This is a genomic window from Colwellia sp., assembly GCF_013215345.1.
Taxonomy (GTDB): domain Bacteria; phylum Pseudomonadota; class Gammaproteobacteria; order Enterobacterales; family Alteromonadaceae; genus Colwellia.
Genome location: NZ_JABSOV010000079.1, coordinates 2,975 through 19,016 on the forward strand (window position 1 = coordinate 2,975; position 16,042 = coordinate 19,016).

Genomic DNA, 16,042 nt, shown 5'->3' on the forward strand with positions numbered 1-16,042 from the left:
CACTTCTGGCGCCGAATAACCTGCAGTTCCTAAAATCCCTGGCTCGTCCAGCGGTGTGGCTATTTCAGCTATGCCTTTACTATAACAAGAGCCAAAATCAATGATTTTAGCTTCACCATTGTTATCAATCATGATATTGCCCGGCTTGATGTCCTGATGCAAAATCTCGCGTCTGTGCATTGCCCGTAGACCTTTTTCAATTTGGGCAAGAATATAAACGACATCTTGTACTGCAGGTTTGGGGTTTTCTTTTATCCATTGCTCAAGGGTAATACCTTCGATATATTCGGTTAAATAATAAAGCCAATTTTTATCTCTATTACCTTCAATAACTTTAACTACATGAGGGCTACTGATGCGACTGCCCATCCAGCTTTCCATGATAAAGCGTTCGATATAGGCCAAATCATCGTCAAAATTTACCGATGGGGTTTTCATACAATAACGTGCGCCGCTATCAATATCTCGTACCACATACACTTGACTGCGAGTATTAACATGTAAGACTTTTTCAACCTTGTAGCCATCCAAAATCATATCTGGCTCTAGGTAAGGAGGAAAAGGTAATTCCGACAATTTTCGACCAACTTCATTAATAGTTTGTGCCGGCAAGCTATCAAGTCGTAAAATTTGGCAACTTAAGTTATCGCCACTGCCATTGGTTAACGCTAATTCAATCAATTGCTCGCAGGTTTGCTCAAATTGAGTCTCATCACTTTCGGGTTTTAGTTGACCTAAAATAGCAGATAATTCTTTGCTTTTAATGAAATCATGGATGCCGTCGGTACTTAAAAAGTAAATATCACCCAGCTCTACCGCTAGACTATGACAGTCGACATCAAGTTTTACATCTAAACCCATGGCTCGCGATAAATAGGATTGTTTGGCATTAATATAAGTACTGTGATCCCGGGTGATTTGTTCTAACTCACCTTGGCGAAATCGATAAATACGGCTATCCCCAACATGAAAGACATGTGCGGTTTGCGATTTAAAAATAATGCAACTAAAGGTACTAACATAACCTTTTTGTGCATCATTAAATTGTTGCCCTTGGCCATATAACCAACGATTAAGCGCGGTTAATACCTGTGAGGTTGATTTTTTAACACTCCAGCTATCAGGGGTGGAGTAATAGTCATACAAGAAATTATGTACACAGGTTTCGCTGGCTTCTTTACCAGCTTCTGCAGCACTGACACCGTCAGCAATTACCGCAACAGCACCTTTATTGGTTAATAACGAATCTTTAGGCAGTCTTATGCCAATGGCATCTTCGTTGTCAGTTTTTTTACCTGCCACTGAACGTTGTGCCACAGTAAAACTTAATTCACTAGCCAAATACTTCACCTTGTTTATATCTAGGTTGAAAAATCTCCTGACTCCTTAAGGTTTAAAATTTAAATATTGAACCTTAGGTTTTAAGAATTAGGCGACCATATAATATTATTTAATTATCACTAATTATCACTAATTATCAGGAGTTTTTAATGTACTTCAATCATCTGCACTGTGCCATCGGGCATCACTTCGGCCATGGTACTTTTTGGCTCATCTAAAAATAGTGAACAACAAACAGCAAAGGCGACACCAGCACCGATAGTTGCAAAAAATACCGACGGTGAAACAAAGGAAAATACCATTAAAAATACTACAGCACCAACATTACCATAAGCACCAACTGTACCAGCAATTTGTCCGGTTAATTTACGTTTAACTAAGGGCACTACAGCAAAAACACAGCCGGCAGCTGAACCTAAGAAAAATGAACAAATCATCATAGTGGCAACTACTGCTGGAAGAGGCCATGCTGGCGTGATCAATGACATAACAAAAAAGCCTAATGATGCGCCACTTAATAAAAAGATCAAAGGTCTTTTACGACCAAACTTATCACTGATCATGCCGCCTGATGGACAAGAAAGTACGTCAACGGCAGCAAAACAAGCACCAAATACACCTGCGGCTGCAGCGGCAACTAAGAATTGGCTTTCAAAGTACTGTGCCAGCATAGATATAACGGATAATTCTGCACCAAAGGTTACCGCATAACCAACACTTAAAATGGCTACTTGTTTGAATTTATACTGTAAAATTTCATCCATCGGTGGTGATTGCAACATATCTCTATTCACCTGATATAATTTCCAAGATTGGTAAGCTATCAAAGCAAGTAACAAACCATAAATTACATAAGAGGCAAAGTCACTGATCAAACCGGCACCAACGACTACTTCGGCGCCCGTACCAGCAACTACACCAGCATCGGTTACTCGCCAAGTTAATAACACTAATGCGGCTACCATAGGAATATTAAATAATAAGCAGAAAACAAAGTCACGTTTACTGGTTAGTTCAAGACCACCAGACTTATTCGGTTTGAAATAAGTAGAGCCTACCGGCGTATCTGTTACAGCAAAATAGTAAAAGACTGAATATAACAAAGCCAATACGCCTGTTGAACCGATGGCATAACGCCAGCCGTCGTCGCCGCCAAATAAACTGGCGATATACACTAAACTACCGGCACCCACGGCAGAGCCGACGTTACCCATACCTTTATATATACCTTCGGCTAAACCTAATTGTTTGGCTGGGTACCATTCACTGATCATTCGAATGCCAATGACGAAACCAGCACCAACAAAGCCCATTAAAAACTTAGCCAAAGCTAAAGTTTCAAAGCTTTGCGCAGAGGCAAAGAAAAAACATAATACTGCGGTAGCTACCAACATCGCCGTATAGGAATTACGCGGACCGTATTTATCAACTAACATACCGGTGACAATACGTGCCGGTATTGTTAATGCCACATTTAAAATCAATAATATTTTCGCTTCAATATCGGTTAAACCCATACTGGCTTTAATGGTCGACATGAGTGGCGCATGGCTAAACCAAACTAGAAAGGTAATGAAAAAAGCCAGCCAAGTGCTATGGAGAATTCTGGCTCTGCCCTGAAAAGATAAAAAATTATGTTGTAACGACGATTGACTCATATAAAACCTTGATTTAGTTAACGGTAAATTCTAGAAACAATATTAAGTAAACAATAATTAGCAATAAGTAAGCCATAACTTATCTATCTGATATTGTTAGTTATTTAGTGTTCTATGTATGAAGAAAAAGAGGCTTTGCACCATAGTGCAGCTAAATAAAAGATAAAATGCACCAAATTTATCTTTTATCTAAATGAGAGTTTTTTTAGTTTAAGTTGTTTGCAGCGTTTTGCTTAACAAGAGGACGTTGCCGTTTGGAAAGGTTATATGCCAAGGGTCATTAGCTCATTTAACTATTGAATTTATCTATTAAGCTGGGTTATTGAGCTTAACTTCTGAGTTTAAATATTAATTACATAAGCAAAGAACTTAGCCAAGTGGACTCCGGGCGTACGGCAAATAAAATGGTGTAGCAGAGCAACAAACACCATCAGCCGATAAATGATTGCTCTTGTTAATGTTTTGAATGACATGATCAGGCTAACACTTTCAGATAGAAAAACTGCTGCACAGCTTATAGATACTAGCTATTGCTGTAATTTGTAGTTTTACCTCTAGCTTATTCTTGATGCTTATACCAGCACCTTATATTTGCAGTATTAAGCTAGCAAAACCAAAGTAAATTAATACCCCGCTGGCATCAACTATTGTCGTCACTAATGGTCCCGACGCTGTAGCCGGATCCAAGTTTAACTTCGATAAAATAAAGGGTAAACATAGGCAATGATACTACCGACAAAGACCACAAAAAACATGGAGAAAGCCACGGTAATGGCTATTTCAGGGCCACCACGGAGCAAGCCTAAAAAGTACACCGTCATCGCCATAGTTAGGCCAAGCGCCATAGCTACTAAGGCATCTTTACGCAGTACTTTAGTCCAATCTTTGTACTTAACGTCTCCCGTTACAAGGGAGCGTACCATTAATGCCGCAGCTTGTGAGCCGGCATTACCGCCAGCACCAACCAGCAGAGGCATAAAAAATACTAAAGCGATATTAGCGGCAATGGTATCTTCAAAAAAAGCCAAACCAGCACCTGAAAGTAGCGCACCAAAAACCAGTAGGACCAACCAACCAACACGCTTGCGGTATAACTCCCAAAGGCTAATTTTACTCATGGGGGAATCAAGTGCGGCTACTGAGGCGGACTTTTGTGCATCTTCCGTGGCTTCTTCTTCTGCCGCGTCCATGGCGTCATCATAAGTAACGATACCAACCAGTTTCGATTCATCATCGAGCACAGGTACGGCAATTACATCGTAATAACTGATGATTTGTGGGATTTTTTCTTGATCATCGCTTACCTGCACCGAGATGACTTCCGATAACATAATGTCTTCGATTAGGCTGTCTGGCGCAGCAAGAATTAACTCTCGTAAAGACAATGTGCCCAGTAACCTTCGCTGTTCATCGATAACATAGGTTTGATAGATAGTTTCTTTGTCTGGGGCTTCTAAGCGTAATTTTATTAACGATTTACTGACTGTCCAGTTGCTGCGTAACGTGGCATAGCTTGATGTCATTAAAGCGCCAGCAGTTTTCTCCGGGTAACTGGCAAGTTTACGAATATCATCGCGCTCGGCTTGGGCAAGACCGGGCATTAATGCCTGCCTTTGCTGTGCATCGAGTTGATTGTATAAATCGGCGCGGGCAGCTTGCTCCATATTCGAAAAAAGCGCGGCTAAGTCATTACGACTCATCAATGAGGCGACATCGGCCTGTTTTTGTGGATCTAAATAAACAAATAAATGGCATTGCGCCGGTAAAGATAATAACAGTCATAACTGTAAAATGAGCGGGGCAGGGAAGTCTTCAATAGCAGCAGCAAAGTCTGCATCATGCATATGTTTAAGCAGAAGGCGAAGTTCAACTTTGTCTGATTTTTCAAGTAAGCGGGTAATTTGTTCTGTTAGTGTTTTTTTGCTCAAAAGCGTCGCCTTATGGTGATTTTATTTACGGGAATAAATTCAGTAAATATAAAGAGTTATACGGATTGATATTGATATTACTTTAAACTGAAAAATAGGAGTGATAGCAACAGAGCCGCAGAGGCACTAGTTTAATTTTCGCCTTAGGATAACAAAAGCTAAAGCTTAGTTGCAACGTGCGGAAATCAATAATGACATTATTGATGTATCTAAATATTACAGAGTAAAGTTAGATGGCGTAAGAGGGAATTGGGGGGATATCTAGTTAGTATCTAATGGCAATGCTATTGCCGCTGTTTTTAATAAAAAGCCCCGAAATCTCGGGGCTTTTTAGATGCATAAATAATCTAGAACAATAATTAACCATTATCGATTTAATTATTTTGCAAGTTTACGTCTAGTGATTAAACCTAAAGCAGCTAAACCAAATAGTGCAATGCTGGTTGGCTCTGGAATACTTGCTGCTGCCACGTTGGCAACGCTTAGTGGTCGTTCTTGACCTGCTTTTTCGGTGAAGCGAACACTGCTTGCGCCATTACAGCAATCTTCAGCCCATAATAGTTGAATAACGTGATTACCTGTTGAAAGGGCAATGTCTTCTACTTTAAAAACGTCTGAATGGTTCCAGTTATAGCCCCACCATAAATTATCAGTACGGTTATCAACGAGTGTACCGTCAACAAACAAAGCCGCGCCGTGTCCAGCATCTAAACCACTTTCAAAGCTCCAAAGGCCATCATAGTTGATAGTGAAATCAATAGTTAGCATGGTAAGGCTATCATTGCCTGATTTAAACATTTCGAATGAATCAATACTGTTTACATTGCCAGCGGTGCTGTTGTTCCAAGAGCTAAGTAAATCGCTTTTATCGAAATCGTTATTGATATCTCGTGTTTCTAAGGTGATTAACGTTGCGCTCGCGTTAGCGGCACAAAAAATGAGTCCAAGCAAAACTGCTTTTATATGCTGTAATTTCATAAGCACTACTTCCATTATAAATAAAAAATATTAAAATCACCATTTTTAAGCATTATTTATGCCAATATATCAGTTGACTGAATTGATTAGGGTTTTTCAATGGTTGTGCAGCTTGAGATATAAAATAGTACAATTGTGTAAATAATTCAGACACTGGTAAACCTGTTGAATTTACGTGGTTTTTACAATATTTAGCCTGAAAATAAGCAATAATCTTGATGAATTAAGAGTTTTAGTTTGATGTCAGTTGTGTTTGTTATCAACAGGGCAGTTGAGTGTGGCCTTTGTTGGCATACTTTTATCCTGTTACTGCACTGCCTCTTGGGTCAGCAATGAAAGCCAAATCGCAAAATCCAACCAGCCAAGTCTGAGAAAAGAGCTGAGGTTATGCATCTATAACTGGCAAAACTCAGCTGGTATGTAGGTGGAAGCGTTAGGCAAGGGACCGTCATAAAAAAATCTGCTCTTGAGCTATTTCCATGCAGATATGATTTTTTGAAAAACTTGTATACTTGGTTAATTGTGCAAAACTTAACTGAATCCCTTTAATCAAGTTATTGCTAATGAAACTACTCTCAATTGCTCTATCTTTACTGTTTTTATACAACCCTGATCTGTTTGCTCGTCAGGTAGAAACCGAGACTGAATATAAAGAAGCAATAGTTAAGCAGCACAAAGACTTACTGATTAATTTTTCTAAATCACCTTTGGTAATAGCAGCTATAGTAGCAGCAAACGAGAAAAATGTTGGTATTGTAAATATCATGCAATTAGATGCAAATTGGCAAGTAAATAGAAAGCTACAAAAGTCGGTGATGCATACCCCTTTAGCAGCCAAAATAATCGAGTTTATTAAAAACCCTAAGCTTGATATTGCTGAAATGATGGTCCTTGATAAAAATGGTGTCTTAGTGGCTGTTTTTCCCAAACCAACAGACTATTGGCAGGGAGATGAAGATAAATTCCAACAACCTATCCGTATTAATGGTGATTATGTTGGCCCTACTAAGTGGGATTCTAGCGCAAGTACCTATCAGTTTTTTTACTGTATATTAATTAAAAATTCAGAGAAAAAGGTAATAGGTGTACTGGTGACGGGTTTAGATGTTTCCAAAGAATATTTAGAAAATCAGATAAGTCAAAATGATTAAAGCTAGCGCCTAACCGTCATGTATTCAGCCATGACGCATAAACATTTAACTTGGTAGTTTTTTATTAGCTTCTTTTATTCTCATGGCCAAGGCTTATCTATTTATTAGTTATTCGAACTATTTTATTTAATAAGAGTCTCAATTCCCTTACTCACACCATAAACATCGTTAGGATAAAACCCTAGGGTTACATGGAAGTCTTTATCAGTTAACACTAAAATTTGACGATAACTTTTCGCCTGTGCAGATTGGGCAACAACAAAATATGCAGTTTTATCGTCAACACTGACTCGTGCTAAGCCACGTAATGATACCGATAACCTTGTTCCTATAGCGACACTTTTTGATAGCGTTTGGTATTCATAGGGATTAATTAATGTCATGTGGAAAGTGTGATGATCTCTCTTACTTTGGTATTGTCGATAAAGGGTGAATTTATCACCTAATATTTGCTTCATTTGGAATAAATATACATCGAGGTCGGCAGCATTAACTTTGCCGCCTATATAGGTTAAACCACTATTATCTGTTAATTTAACTAGCTCTATTTGAATAGACTTTACCGTTGGTTCATTTACTGCTGCTTTTACCACTTCATCAAGCTCAGTCAACTGTGTTTTTTTAACTTTACTCTCAGTATTTTCCATAGCATGCTCGGTTATTGTATGGGCTGATAAACTCGTTTGCCAAAATATAGCAATAGTGAATAGGATACCTTTGAAACTAACTATGTTATTGATTTTTTGCATTTATACCAGCCGATTAATGAGAGTTTAACGTTAGGATTTATTAAATTATGCCTATAATATACTGTAATGATAACATTAATTTACTTTGAGACTACTAAAGCCACGTTCAAAAAAACTAACAGCATAAACCTACTTACATACATAAATACAGACAAAAAAAGCCAACTAAAATAGTTGGCTTGCGATTATAATTTTGAAAAAATCACAGTGAATTAATTACTCTGAATGAAGCATTCTGAATCAGTCACTCTAAATTATTCATTATGAATTAATTGCCGCATATTAGTTAGCCTTTACCTTACAAAGGATCAGGGTAAAATGCTGTTAATTGAAGTGTTACATCACTGTACTGCCTTTTTGCTCTAAGCCAAATATACCAGGTGCCTGATTTAGGGTTTTCAAATTCACAGACCTCTTCATTACCTGTTAGTTTCGGTGCACAGCTACTTACCCAAGGGAAAGGTATCCTACCATTGCGCACGTATAAATCGGCATTCCCTGTGCCACCCGTTATGCTTGCGGTAAAGCTAACTGCATTTTCAGGAACTGTAAACTTAAAGAGCTTCCAGCGGGGAAGAGTATTTAAACCTTCGAATGTTTCACTCACCGAATTCATTGGTGTTACCCCATTAATTTCTACGATAACCGGGTCATGATCTGACGCTCTAAAAGGTCCATCACTGTACAAACTGGTTAACTTATCTGCAGTTTTATATTCAGTGTTGTAATCAAGTATTGATGGTTCATCAGCGTTAATATGCCACTCACTTACTGCTACCACTTTCTTGTTTAAAGAGGCTGAAGCTAATATGTGGTCAAGGGAGCCAATTTCACCACCATAGGCATACGAATAAGCGGTATTACCTAATCTATCAGGGGCTAAATTTACAAAACCAGCAGTTTGCAAACTAGTGACGGGATCTTCTCTGTTATAAGCATTTAAGTCGCCAATAATTAAAACATCGTCATCAACAACACCGGTAGGGTGGGTCGCTAACCAAGCGCTTAGCGCTTCTGCAGCTTGTACCCGACGTAAGTTGTAACAGCCTTGACCATCTAACTTATCTTCGTTTTCAACACCGCCACTGCTTGAACAACCTTTTGAGCGGAAGTGATTGACAGAAATTGTTAATTTCTCACCTGTTTCTGTGGCTCTAAAGCTTTGTGTCATCGGCGGTCTATTATGATACTCAAACGGGAAATCAACTAGGTAGCCAGCAGTACCAATTTCTGACACGGCTAGGTCGTTATAGATCATCGCGACTTTAATCTGATCGCCACCAAGTGCTTCAATGCCAGGATTAACGAAACTATAATGTACATCTGCAGGTGCTTGCGCATTCAGTCCATTAACTAGGTCTTGAATAGCACTGTTCTCACCAAAACCATCATTTTCCATTTCAAGCAAACCAATAATATCAGCGTTTAAATTGGTAATAGCCGATATTACTTTATCGCGTTGGCGGGTAAACTCTTCAGCGGTATCAGCACCGCGAGAAGTAGGGAAGCCTGCACCTAAACCATCGCCATTGAAATAATTCAATAAGTTAAAACTTGCGACACGTAAATTACCTTGCTCTGCTAGTTGAGGAAATTCATTGCGCTCATTTTCATGGATAAAGTTAGGAGCTGTGGTTGGTGTAATGCGGTATTTACCGTAACTGTAATCTAGTACACCGGTTAACTCAGTGACTTTGTCACCTAAACGTAAGGTATTAAATGCCGTTAAACCGCTTGTTGGGTAAATAATATCATCAGGGTTTTGACCACCAATACCATCATCCAAGGTAACTTTATTTAAACTATTAGTCGAAGCCAGCTCTGTTAGTTCGACCGAGCCAGGCAGATATAAGTTAGTAGGTACATAGATACGACCATTAGATAAGGTCACTTCACCGTAGCGGCCTAAATTATAATTATCTGTTACGGTTAGCTCAGTACTAATTGCAACTAGCATACCCTCTAAAGACTCTTGATGAGCTGCAGAAGTAAAAGGCAGTGTGACTAGCGTCGCGGCAATTGAACCAGCTCCACAAATAAGCAGCGCTTGATTAGCAACTAATTGAGTTTTACCATAATTTTCCTCAACGCTACCTTGTAGGCGAACAATGTCTCCTTCAGCGGGTAAATCAGCACCACTAAGGCTGACAAAAATACCTTCTGAGGTCATAGGCTCGTTATCTTGGTCGGCTTGCTCTTCTTGTAGAAAGAAGCCGTTACTGTCTGGTAATGTAGCACTGACAATACCTTCAACAATATGGATTTCATCAATAAGCGGCGAACTAAATTCACTGCCTTGTACCGCACTGATTAGAGTTGCAGCATCAAAACATTGACCAATATCTACAACAGGTCCTTGCCCGTCGTGAACGGTATGGCTACCAAGAGAACTGGTATTGTTATTACCTAAGCCTTGCCACTCTAGTGCAGGGTCAAAGGCATCATCAATCACCACATCTCCGGCGTTAACACTTGCTTGTCTTACTAAAGTATTATCTTTAGTTTTGTTATCGCTGCTGCCCCATTGAGAGCCAGGGTCTTCACCAACACGACCAAATGAGTCGATGGTCTCACCATTTTTATAGAGCACATAAGCGTCATCACCATTGTGACTCAAATTGCTACTGAGTTGGTCTGCTTGTGCCAAAATTTCACTATTGGCTCTTGGTTCGGCAATAACAAAGACATCACCGGCAGCTAAAATACCGGATAAATCAATAAGTGCACCTGATACACTGCCATTACTGAAGCGTTCAAGTTGATAACTTTCAGCGGCTAAATCAATATCTGCTGCTGATGGATTAAATAGCTCAAGTGCTTTGTTGTAGCTACTGCCTTCAAAGTATTCTGATATGAAAATTTCAGCTGGGGTAAAGGTATGTAAACCTAAATCATCAAAGACATCTTTACCTACACCTTGCCATTCATTAGCCGGGTCAAATTCATCATCAATTACCGTGTTACCACTTTGCACACTGGCTAAACGGCGAAGGGTATTATCCTTGGTTGTTGAGGTATCACTACCCCAAGCAGAGCCTGGATCTTCACCAACACGACCAAATGAGTCGACTACAACGCCGTCTTTGTATAATACATAAGCATCATCACCGTTATGACTTAATGAGCCAGATAATAAATCGGCCACGGCTAATATTTCTGCTGCTGCTCTGGGCTCGGCGATAACGAAGGTAGAATTTGCCGCCACTACACCCGTTAAATTAATATTTGATGGTGAAGTTGAACCATTATTAAAACGTGCTAATTGGTAATTGTCTACTTCAAGATCAATGTCAGAAGAAGAGGGGTTAAACAACTCAATGGCTTTGTTATAAGAGCTACCTTCTACATATTCAGAAATGAATAATGCAGCGCTATTGGGTGAACCACCACCAGTGTCACCGCCGCCAGTATCACCGCCACCATTATCTGTACTACAAGTATCAGCACTATAAAGAATATCTACCCATTCAGGATGATCTATGTATGGATTTCGATTCCCTTGAAATTCATAAATGGTATTATTTCGGTAGATTTCTGTGGCATCAACAGGGTCGCTATTATGCCATTCGATTAAACGGCATAAGCGTCCTAAAGCGGCATCGCCAACGTTGGTGATATTGTCAACTAATTGTAAATCTGGCGTTGCATCAAAACCTTCATAGCGGGTATCCATATAAAATAGCATACGAGCGACATCGCCTTTGACTGCATCTCTTGGTTCAAAAGAGTCGCCATCAACACGATTTTCAGGGGCTTCTGCTAAGGGGGCATCGCTATTATCAAAATCTAAATTGCCGCGCGATGAGTTTATTGAGATATCAGTCGGTCTTAAATGATGAATATCTGTATAGGCCTCTAGGCTTGAACTCGGAAAACCGTGGCTTTTTGCCCAAACATGTTCACGGTTCCAGTTATCTTGGTTGGTACTTTGTGAGCCGCTACCATTGGAAAATTTTGGTATCGATATACCTTTATAAAGTAAATTCACATTGGCGGTATTTGCAGGGTCTTGGTCGGTTCTAGTTAATGCTGTCCATACTTCGGAATAACTTAAGTTTTTATGATTTTGACTAATCGCTAAAGTGATTTCTTGTTTAATGGTTTCGGCAGATAGACTGCCATTTATTGCAGAAATAGCACCGGTATAATAGCTTGAATCATCAAAAGTATCCGCATTAGCAATAGTGCTTAATGGCGGGCAGTTAAAACATGCATCTGTCACTGTATCTGCATAACTATAGCCAGCAAATAAAGTTAACGAGAGTGTTATTATTCTCAATTTCATTTTTCTTTCCTTAGCGTTTGTTGTTGTTATTAATTTTGCATTTTTTAAATGACAGTACTATTACAACCCAAACAAAAAGATCCATTACTTTACTTTTTGTTAACATGTCATCGGTAAGTAAAATGTCACAACTTGACCTTATGGTCAAATAATAATCAAATTATTTTAGTCGGTATGATTAAGCTATGTCATTATAAAATCATGATATATGGTTAATAGGTTGGCTAAGGCCATTGTTTTATTGTGTAACCTGACTATTTGTTCAATTTTTACTGGCAATTAATAGCTTGAAGTTACTCGTGGTTATAAGCCCAAAAGGAATGATGTGGATTAGAAGTCAATAGCTCAGAATATATAAGGGGTTTTTAGACTACTACAGTGTTGGCTGATCATTTGAGGATATACTTGGTTTGTTCTTCTATAGGGTTTAACCCTCTTTAAATCGCACTAATCCGCTTTAATAGAGGGTATAGAGGGCCGAAAGCACCGAGGGAATTGTGCTTTGGTGTTGTTATGATTAGAGCCGCTATGTGCGGTGATTTCAACTGGTCATAGCTCTAATTCCTAGTAGCAGGTAATTATTTCTTCTTTAAAGCTCATATATCCATTGTCAACAATCGCTCTAATTACATGGATTTCCATTGCTTCGGTGCCAAAGTTTTTATAATACAGAAACATATTTGTGTCGTTGAGAGTATTGCCGCTTGATAGCGATCCATTTTTATATTGAGTGAATGAGTGTTTGTGGTACAGGTCGGTTGATCTCATTATTGACAAATGATGAGTATGGCCACAGAAAACATGTTCTATATTATGCTCTCTAACGAACTCGACCACTATTCTGGAATTGAAAAGAGGGTCCGAATCCGTATCCAAGATGGAGTGGTGATTTAGCAGGATTATTCTATCGTAACTCTCTTTGCTAATTGCATGAGAGATTGTTCTCAATATTTCCTTATCGACAAAACCATTGTCTTCATAAAGGGAATTGGAGTCGAGGCATACTATCAAAAGGGACTCACCATTTATAGTGATCTTTTTTAGAAAATTGATGTCGGTAAAGTGTTCCTTTATACCAATGGTATTTCCTTCTAGATAAATATTTCTCTTTCTACACTTATCACGATTTAATGGCCGAATAACCTCTATCTCGTCGATATACTGACGGAAATAGTCTGTACTGCGCATATTTCGCTTGTCATGATTTCCGGGAATTGAAACTATGTGTTGGCAATCAATTGACTTCAAAAAATTTCCAGCGGCTTCAAATTCATTTTCGAGCGCATCCGTTGTATTGTCGCCGGTGTTAATGACAATATCCGTATCAAAACTGTTCAATTTCTCTAACAACAAGTCATTTTTTCCGAGCCAGTGACGAGGGCCAAAGTGCATATCTGAGATGTGTAGTATATTCATTTTCGAGTCTATCCCTTTCACTAAGTAATATTTAGATGCATGACCTTTGGAATTGCTATCAAAGTGCATAAAGTAACGTTCAATAGATACGGAGTATGCCAATGTAATATGACAATAATGTGACAGCAGTGTGTTCTGAAAGGAGATGGGCTGGAATGCTTATTTTCATCACCAGGTAATGATTGATAAATCCTCTAAAATCCAGGTTATACTGTATTTTCTACAAAAATATGCGTAAAGAACAGCATCAGTTATTTATGGTCAGCAGCACACCTTATTAGGGTGAATTGTTACTCACAATTCTATTTTATCAATAAAACTCATTATAAACATGTAGTTGACATTAAGTCAGGCAAGGTGGTAATTAAGAAATAAACTGTAATTTATCCGGATGGAAAGATAATTATAAATAAATCGGATTGATTCGATCTATTATGCTATATTCATGCCAAATAATCTCTTGGTGAAAAGTTTTATAGAAAAAGTTAAATGATGTGCTAGATTTCTTCCGTAATAAATTAGCCGCATTAAAATAACTCGTATCGATAACCATACCCTCAAGTTGTTCACTCTTTAGATTAAATACCCCGTAAAAATTCATTTAATTCACAATGAGAGTAATTAATGCCAACAGTAGAAACAGATAAAAATCCGTCGATCACACCTCCTTCGATATTATCACTTGCCTTCGATTTACCTAATATTTGTTCTTTATTCGGACTTTTTTCAGCCTTATTAGCACTGTATTTTGCCATGATCGGCATTTACCCTGCCGCAATGATAGGATTAATTTGGGCGGTGTTCTTTGATTGGAATGATGGGAAAATTGCCCGAAAAATGAAAAATAGAACGGCAATGCAAGGGCAAATTGGTGGACAAGTAGACTCTCTCATCGATGTTGTTAGTTTTGGTATTTGTCCCGCAGTTATCTTATTGAGCTATGGCAATTATCATCCTGCATTTCTTCCCGGTGCTTTTATCATCGTTGCCGCTTGCGTCTTACGACTTAGTTATTTTAATGTTTACGGTTTAGATGGAAAATCGAGCTATCAAGGTCTTGCCTCTGATAATAATGCCATTATTCTTGTTTTTGTTTTTCTGCTAGAGAGTGTTATCTCTACCACAGCGTTCACTGTTGTACTTTATATTACCATCCTTGGTTTAGCTGCACTCAATGTTGCTCCGATAAAAACACCAAAACTCAGTGGCCGTTGGTATTATGTGCTTGCCCTATACACGCTAGTTATTACGTTGGCCTATAGCTGGTTAATGATCTAGGAAACTTACATTTTACAAAGCTATTTACCGTTAAATATCATTCAGATAAAAATAATAACTTATGATCGCTAAAGCTAAAATTAGTCAATAAATAAGCATCATAAGTTACCTGCCAGCCTTACCACATACAGTAGTTAATAAGCACGATCAGCTACTGATAGAGGCATTTAAGGAAGCGAACTATTTCTTTATCCGCTGCAATTTCACCAAAGAGTGAGTTTGCGGCGAGGTAGATTTTAATAAAACATATAGCGAAAGCATTTGTTATATGTTCGATATGTATGGAGTAATAAAGATGACAAGAGTATATACCAGTGGCGTATTTGATTTATTTCACGTAGGACATTTATCTGTTATACAAAAAGCAAAAGAGTTTGGCGACTACCTTATTGTTGGCGTTCATTCAGACGAAGACGTTGAATCTTATAAGCGTTCTCCAATTATTTCTTGTGAACAACGCTGTGAAATAATTCGTAACATTAAGGGTGTCGATGAGGTAATTGTTGCCCCACTTACACCAAATAATGATGAGAATTTTTACCTACTACATAATATTGATATTCATGTGGCGGGAGACAATATGGAACATATGTATGAGTTACCTCACAAAATGGGTATTATGCGCTATGTACCGAGAAGTCCACTAACTGATTCGTCGTCAATCATAAAGAAACTTCAAAGTAAGTAACTAAAGTTTTAAGAGGTTTATCAGCAGTAAGGGGCTGCTTTTTTAGCTCTGCTTATGCACAGTTTGCCTTCAAGGCAAACAAAACCTCATAAAAATTAGTAATCTTCATTTCTGCTCAGTGATTGAAGTGAAGCTTAAATTTAAAGTCCAACCATCTGTTGTTGGATCCAAAGCAGTCCGCTAGTGACTGCTTTTTTATATCAAAAAAACAGCGCTTTGTAGCTTTAGTTCGAAGGGTGAATGCAGTCATTGTTTAGGCTACTTTTTCAAAGGAGTCTCAGCATGTTCTCCTATATCCCCCCAAGGTCTCCTAATGCTCTGCAAAGATTAATGTTACTGCTAGCTTCAATTTATTCGGTAAATATGCCGGTTGTACAGGGATGTAAACAGAAAGGAACTTATCCTAGCGAAGTTAAAATAAAGCCATTAAAAATCAGTGATTAACTATAGACGCAGTATGAAAATTAAATAATAATTGAACAATATATAACCTGATTGAAATGGAGTTCGAAATGTTTGATTTTTTAGTCAACTTTTTTGGCACTATAGTTACCTGTCTTTTCATTATTT

At 38.4% G+C, this 16,042-nt stretch carries 10 protein-coding genes and 1 pseudogene; 3 read left to right on the forward strand and 8 right to left on the reverse strand.

The window, feature by feature from the left end:
• From HRT50_RS12555 to HRT50_RS12575, 5 genes and pseudogenes are all read right to left on the reverse strand, one after another.
• A partial coding sequence (locus HRT50_RS12555; RefSeq protein ID WP_291615019.1) for a bifunctional protein-serine/threonine kinase/phosphatase occupies nucleotides 1-1,350 on the reverse strand: 1,350 nt, incomplete at its 3' end.
• A gap of 137 nt (nucleotides 1,351-1,487) precedes the next feature.
• Nucleotides 1,488-2,999, reverse strand: coding sequence for an MFS transporter (locus HRT50_RS12560; RefSeq protein WP_291615021.1), 1,512 nt, complete (start codon nucleotides 2,997-2,999; stop codon nucleotides 1,488-1,490).
• A gap of 585 nt (nucleotides 3,000-3,584) precedes the next feature.
• Nucleotides 3,585-4,777, reverse strand: a pseudogene (mgtE, locus tag HRT50_RS12565) (magnesium transporter).
• Nucleotides 4,778-4,927: a hypothetical protein gene (locus HRT50_RS12570; protein WP_291615023.1), complete on the reverse strand. Its 150-nt coding sequence runs from the start codon at nucleotides 4,925-4,927 to the stop codon at nucleotides 4,778-4,780. It lies immediately after the preceding pseudogene.
• Nucleotides 4,928-5,305: 378 nt separating this feature from the next.
• Nucleotides 5,306-5,905 (reverse strand): CCXG family PEP-CTERM protein, encoded by a 600-nt coding sequence (locus HRT50_RS12575; RefSeq protein ID WP_291615025.1) that lies wholly within the window; start codon nucleotides 5,903-5,905, stop codon nucleotides 5,306-5,308.
• Between the two features lie 563 nt (nucleotides 5,906-6,468).
• Here HRT50_RS12575 and HRT50_RS12580 point away from each other — a divergent pair.
• Nucleotides 6,469-7,056, forward strand: a complete 588-nt coding sequence (locus tag HRT50_RS12580) for a hypothetical protein (protein ID WP_291615027.1) — start codon at nucleotides 6,469-6,471, stop codon at nucleotides 7,054-7,056.
• A gap of 122 nt (nucleotides 7,057-7,178) precedes the next feature.
• On the opposite strand, the gene HRT50_RS12585 is transcribed toward HRT50_RS12580, so the two are convergent.
• The 3 genes from HRT50_RS12585 to HRT50_RS12595 form a co-directional block, all read right to left on the reverse strand.
• Nucleotides 7,179-7,805 (reverse strand): hypothetical protein, encoded by a 627-nt coding sequence (locus HRT50_RS12585; RefSeq protein ID WP_291615029.1) that lies wholly within the window; start codon nucleotides 7,803-7,805, stop codon nucleotides 7,179-7,181.
• Nucleotides 7,806-8,103: 298 nt separating this feature from the next.
• Nucleotides 8,104-12,090: an ExeM/NucH family extracellular endonuclease gene (locus HRT50_RS12590; protein WP_291615031.1), complete on the reverse strand. Its 3,987-nt coding sequence runs from the start codon at nucleotides 12,088-12,090 to the stop codon at nucleotides 8,104-8,106.
• 564 nt (nucleotides 12,091-12,654) lie between these two features.
• On the reverse strand, nucleotides 12,655-13,506 hold the full coding sequence (locus HRT50_RS12595) for a metallophosphoesterase (RefSeq protein ID WP_291615033.1): 852 nt from the start codon (nucleotides 13,504-13,506) through the stop codon (nucleotides 12,655-12,657).
• A 624-nt stretch (nucleotides 13,507-14,130) separates the two neighbouring features.
• On the opposite strand from HRT50_RS12595, the gene HRT50_RS12600 reads away from it, so the two are divergent.
• Nucleotides 14,131-14,784, forward strand: coding sequence for a CDP-alcohol phosphatidyltransferase family protein (locus tag HRT50_RS12600; protein ID WP_291615035.1), 654 nt, complete (start codon nucleotides 14,131-14,133; stop codon nucleotides 14,782-14,784).
• A 295-nt stretch (nucleotides 14,785-15,079) separates the two neighbouring features.
• Complete coding sequence (locus HRT50_RS12605) at nucleotides 15,080-15,472, forward strand: adenylyltransferase/cytidyltransferase family protein (protein ID WP_291615037.1); 393 nt, start codon at nucleotides 15,080-15,082, stop codon at nucleotides 15,470-15,472.
• The last annotated feature ends 570 nt before the right edge of the window (nucleotides 15,473-16,042 follow it).

Bases quoted from the DNA above. Each gene is read 5' to 3' on its own strand.
- HRT50_RS12580 (WP_291615027.1), top strand. From the start codon at position 6,469: ATGAAACTACTCTCAATTGCTCTATCTTTACTGTTTTTATACAACCCT.
- HRT50_RS12575 (WP_291615025.1), bottom strand. From the start codon at position 5,905: ATGAAATTACAGCATATAAAAGCAGTTTTGCTTGGACTCATTTTTTGT.
- HRT50_RS12560 (WP_291615021.1), bottom strand. From the start codon at position 2,999: ATGAGTCAATCGTCGTTACAACATAATTTTTTATCTTTTCAGGGCAGA.
- HRT50_RS12600 (WP_291615035.1), top strand. From the start codon at position 14,131: ATGCCAACAGTAGAAACAGATAAAAATCCGTCGATCACACCTCCTTCG.
- HRT50_RS12595 (WP_291615033.1), bottom strand. From the start codon at position 13,506: ATGAATATACTACACATCTCAGATATGCACTTTGGCCCTCGTCACTGG.
- HRT50_RS12605 (WP_291615037.1), top strand. From the start codon at position 15,080: ATGACAAGAGTATATACCAGTGGCGTATTTGATTTATTTCACGTAGGA.
- HRT50_RS12585 (WP_291615029.1), bottom strand. From the start codon at position 7,805: ATGCAAAAAATCAATAACATAGTTAGTTTCAAAGGTATCCTATTCACT.
- HRT50_RS12590 (WP_291615031.1), bottom strand. From the start codon at position 12,090: ATGAAATTGAGAATAATAACACTCTCGTTAACTTTATTTGCTGGCTAT.